At 60.8% G+C, this 4,199-nt stretch carries 6 protein-coding genes; 3 read left to right on the top strand and 3 right to left on the bottom strand.

The window, feature by feature from the left end:
* On the bottom strand, positions 1–637 hold a 637-nt coding region (locus EN964_RS26925), incomplete at its 3' end, for a S1C family serine protease (RefSeq protein WP_164776011.1).
* 195 nt (positions 638–832) lie between these two features.
* Here EN964_RS26925 and yghU point away from each other — a divergent pair.
* Complete coding sequence (yghU, locus tag EN964_RS26920) at positions 833–1,699, top strand: glutathione-dependent disulfide-bond oxidoreductase (RefSeq protein WP_127271490.1); 867 nt, start codon at positions 833–835, stop codon at positions 1,697–1,699.
* Between the two features lie 87 nt (positions 1,700–1,786).
* On the opposite strand, the gene EN964_RS26915 is transcribed toward yghU, so the two are convergent.
* Together EN964_RS26915 and EN964_RS26910 are read right to left on the bottom strand one after the other, a co-directional pair.
* Positions 1,787–2,089: a DUF1236 domain-containing protein gene (locus EN964_RS26915; protein WP_027035237.1), complete on the bottom strand. Its 303-nt coding sequence runs from the start codon at positions 2,087–2,089 to the stop codon at positions 1,787–1,789.
* A gap of 577 nt (positions 2,090–2,666) precedes the next feature.
* Positions 2,667–2,885: an exopolysaccharide production repressor protein gene (locus tag EN964_RS26910; RefSeq protein ID WP_236382731.1), complete on the bottom strand. Its 219-nt coding sequence runs from the start codon at positions 2,883–2,885 to the stop codon at positions 2,667–2,669.
* Positions 2,886–3,200: 315 nt separating this feature from the next.
* Between EN964_RS26910 and EN964_RS26905 the strand changes: the two genes are divergently transcribed.
* Both EN964_RS26905 and EN964_RS26900 read left to right on the top strand, forming a co-directional pair.
* Positions 3,201–3,488, top strand: a complete 288-nt coding sequence (locus tag EN964_RS26905; RefSeq protein WP_127268526.1) for a hypothetical protein — start codon at positions 3,201–3,203, stop codon at positions 3,486–3,488.
* A gap of 336 nt (positions 3,489–3,824) precedes the next feature.
* The gene (locus EN964_RS26900; protein ID WP_127268525.1) at positions 3,825–4,025 is read left to right on the top strand and encodes a hypothetical protein; all 201 of its coding nucleotides are present in this window, start codon (positions 3,825–3,827) and stop codon (positions 4,023–4,025) included.
* The last annotated feature ends 174 nt before the right edge of the window (positions 4,026–4,199 follow it).

The raw sequence follows: 4,199 nt of genomic DNA, 5'->3' as shown, positions 1-4,199 counted from the left end.
GGGCGCCGAGCCACGGGCGCGGCGGCTTGGCCACCTGGCCGCGTGTCAGGAGGTCGTCGAGAATGGGCGGCAAAAGATCGATCGGCACCACCATGTTGATATCGGCGACCTCGCCGTTGCGGCTCATCTGCAGGCGCAGCGAACCGATGCCGAGCAGCGAGCCGTCAGCGCCGAACAGCCCGGCACCGCCCCAGGAGGGGTGCGCCGGTGCAATGAAGATCGCCTCGTCGAGCAGATATTCCCAATAGCCGGCGAATTCCTGCTTGGTGACGATCCTGGCCTGCACCGACTGGCCGATGCCGTCGGCCAGCACGACGGCGTCGCCGATCCTGGCCTTGCCGGCATCGCCCAGCGCCACGGCCGGCAGGCCGAGCGGCGCCAGCGCCTGCACCAGGCCAAAGCCCGATTCCTGGTCATAGGCGAGCGCGTGCGCGGGGATGACGCGGCCGTCATGGCTGGTCAGCCAGACCTCTTCCGCTTCGGTGATGAGATAGCCGATGGTCAACACCAGCCCGTCATTGCGAATGACGACGCCGCTGCCTTCCCTGAGCGTGCCGAGCGCCCCGGCTGTAAAGGCATCTTCGGGGACAGTGGCCCGCACGGCAACGACCGAGCGCGGATTGGGATTGATGGTCATGCTTTTGTCCTGGGTGGGCTTTGGCGACATCTTCTATAGGTATGCCACGCCGGAGAAGGCGCAAGGGTAAGGAAGTGCCCAATTGCCGATGTTGGCCCTGCGGGCATCGATAATAGTTCAACGCAAGTTGAACTTACACATCCGCAGCCCTAGTTTATGGCGACCTGCCATCCTTCCCCGACACGAGGCCACGAAATGACCGACTACACCCCGCCGAAAGTATGGACCTGGAACAAGCCGAGCGGCGGAGCCTTTGCCAGCATCAACCGGCCGATCGCCGGACCGACGCATGACAAGGAACTGCCCGTCGGCAAGCATCCGTTGCAGCTCTATTCGCTGGCGACGCCGAACGGCGTCAAGGTCACCGTCATGCTGGAAGAGCTTCTGGCGCGCGGCCACAAGGGCGCCGAATACGATGCCTGGCTGATCCGGATCAACGATGGCGACCAGTTCGGCAGCGGCTTCGTCGAGGTCAATCCCAACTCCAAGATCCCGGCCCTGATGGACCGCAGCGGCAAGACGCCGGTGCGCATCTTCGAATCCGGTTCGATCCTGGTCTATCTCGCCGAAAAGTTCGGCGAATTCCTGCCGACCGAACAGCCGGCCCGCGCCGAGGTGCTGTCCTGGCTGTTCTGGCAGATGGGCTCGGCGCCGTATCTGGGCGGCGGCTTCGGTCACTTTTATGCCTATGCGCCGGAAAAGTTCGAATATGCCATCGACCGCTTCTCGATGGAGGTGAAACGCCAGATGGATGTGCTCGACCGCCGACTGGCCGAGACCGAATATCTCGGCGGCAAGGACTATTCCATCGCCGATATGGCGGTGTGGCCCTGGTATGGCGGGCTGGCGCTCGGCCGCATGTACAATGATTCCGCCGAGTTCCTGTCCGTGCAGGAATACACACATGTTCAACGCTGGGCCAAGGCGATCGACGCACGACCGACGGTCAAGCGCGGCCGCATGGTCAACCGCGCTTTCGGCGAGCCTGCCATGCAATTGCATGAGCGCCACGACGCCAGCGATTTCGAGACCAAGACGCAGGATAGACTGGCCGCCGAATAGGCCATAGCGGGTCGCGGCAAAGGAAACCCGCCACCGACGCGACGTCGGGGCGGGTTTTCCCCAAGGTTCAGTGCTGCGGGAACCCCCTTAGTGCAGCACTTCAACGATCTGGCGGGTCTCCGGATCGACGAGGACCGTCTGGTCATTGATCACGGCGACGCGATATTTGACGTCGGGCACCTCACGCAATTCGACAGTGTCCGGCACCGAGGAGCCGAGCTTGAGTTCGACCCCCAGAAGGTTCACCGAGGCAAGCGGTTCCCTCTTGATGTATTCGCGAACGACCGTCTCCTGCTCCGGCTGGACGACGACGACGCTCTCCGCCAGCGCCGCACCAATGCCGCCCATCAGGACGACTGCGGCCGCCGCGCTTGTAAGATAAAGTTTCATGACCGTCTCCTAGTGACAATTGAATTCCGCCCTCCATAAAAACTCCACCGCTGCCATGCGGTTCCATCGAACTTCAGAATTGAAGATGTTACGTTTTCGGCTCGGATATTAATTTGTTGCTGATCATACATGCGGCAGACAGCGCGGAAATGCTTGAAAACCTGCACAAATGTGTGCGGACATTAGAGGACGAAAAATTCCTGCTGTAGTCGGATTGGCGAAGCACCTGTCGTCGCCGCGTCAAATCAGCCTCGCGTCCCTCTATCTGGACGATGGGAGCACGAAAAAGGCTCGCCCCGCCGGGAGCAGAGCGAGCCATGGCAGTTCCGATGGAGGTGGCAACCTCACCGGTACCGCTAGAGAACGCGAAGCATCATCACTTGTTCCACCTGACGGCCTGAGCTCCATGCGAAGCTGGTCGCGCATGCGCCATGTTCCCACGATAACGCTGCGCCGAAATCTCCGGCAGGGATATGCTCGGACGCTGTCTCGGTGACCAAACACCGTGGTCGCGCTGGTGGCGAGGTTCCCCGAATTGCCCGGGCGCACACGCGCGAGTGATCCTGGCTACCCGGTCTTAAAGCCGGACACCGTCGCGACGCAATGGCGGGAAGGCGTCTACCGGATCCTCGCTCGGCGCGATATCGTGCGAGCCCCTGAAGATCAGCCTCACGATGAGCACGAAGTAGCCGACCTGCAGGACAAGCAGCGTCGCTATCGTCCAGGCAAATGCCTCCCAGAAAGAGCCGGTAACCATATAGGTCCAGACCGCGACGATGATGGCCGTGGCTGACATTCCTACGAGAAACTGTCCAAAATACATGGTTTCCCAAAACCGTCGAAACCGCGGCGGTTCCGATCAGTCCCTGCCTCATTCCCATTTCCCGCGGACAACATTTCATTATTTTAGCAACTTCGCAAGTAAGCGGCCCATCGCCACTGCGCTCTCCATTGCGCGGCGACTTGGCAAGCGTGGCGATCCGGGGACGGCGGCGGGTGCTGGCGGGGGCTGCCAGCTGTCGGCAATCCAGAAGCACGCCTGCACTTCAAGCACGGGAACAAACGCCGTCACCCCGAGTTCGCCTCCAGTTTTCAAGGAAAGGAGCCCAGCATGGCACCGCGCAACAAACCAGACGCCGATATCGAAGATGACGCACCGCAGGCGGACGGGCCGACCATCGAGCAGCAGGATTGGGATGCAATCAAGGGCGGCGAGATCCTGCCAGAGTCCGTGCCGGAAAACGGCGACATGCGTTACGGCATCGAAAAAGACGGCGATCTGCCCGACGAGGACGACGATAACGCGTACCAGGACAGCGACGACGCCCTTCCCGATGATGAGGAAGAAGCCGCGATCACGCGCGATCAGAACCGCGAGGGCCCATTCGACGAGACGTGAGCCATTCGTCGCCCGAGACATGACTGCCTGTTGTTGAACTTGCCAAAGCCACATTTTCCATGCCCGTTTCGCGGGAAAATGTGCTTGGCTGGCTAAGTTTTCCCCCCAGGCTTTATATCAGATTTACCTAAAATAGCGGAACATCCAAGGGACATTATCGGAACTGAACAAGGCCCCTTGGACTTTTGCGCACAACAGATAAGACCTTGGTCCTACAGGAAAAAGCAAAAGCCCGACCTGACCGATTGAAGCTCCGCCAAGGGAACATCGGGCCGCGCTTGTCGTTTGTCGCGAAGGTTCGGCACCCCTGGTGTGCCATATCCGGAGAACGGCGCGATGCCCCACCGATCCATCATCGTCAAGACAGGCCATGGTCCAGGCACGGCGATCGCCGTGCTCATGGTTGGATTGATGGCGGTGGGCATCGTCTTCGTTGTTCTCGGCAGTTCGCTCTACTTCAGCGAGCAGCCTGCGGATCAACGTGCCCTGCCTTCGCCGCCCGCTCGATCGACACACGATAGCAAAGCGGCAAACTGAACGAGCCCGAACCAATTGCCGGGCGATGGCGAGATTGCGGCCGCGCGGGTCCTCCAGGCTTCGTCCAGTGGAGCGGACGGCTTCGGGCGATGTATTGTCCACCGGAGGCTTTTGGCGCCGCTTGCATTAATATTAGACGTATAGAATATAAGGATGGCCGGCGACCGCCAGAAG

Origin of the sequence: Mesorhizobium sp. M7A.F.Ca.CA.001.10.2.1 (assembly GCF_003998575.1) — a bacterium.
Taxonomy (GTDB): Bacteria; Pseudomonadota; Alphaproteobacteria; order Rhizobiales; family Rhizobiaceae; genus Mesorhizobium.
The sequence above is the reverse complement of the archived record's forward strand: the minus strand, read 5'-3'. Positions and strand labels throughout refer to the sequence as shown.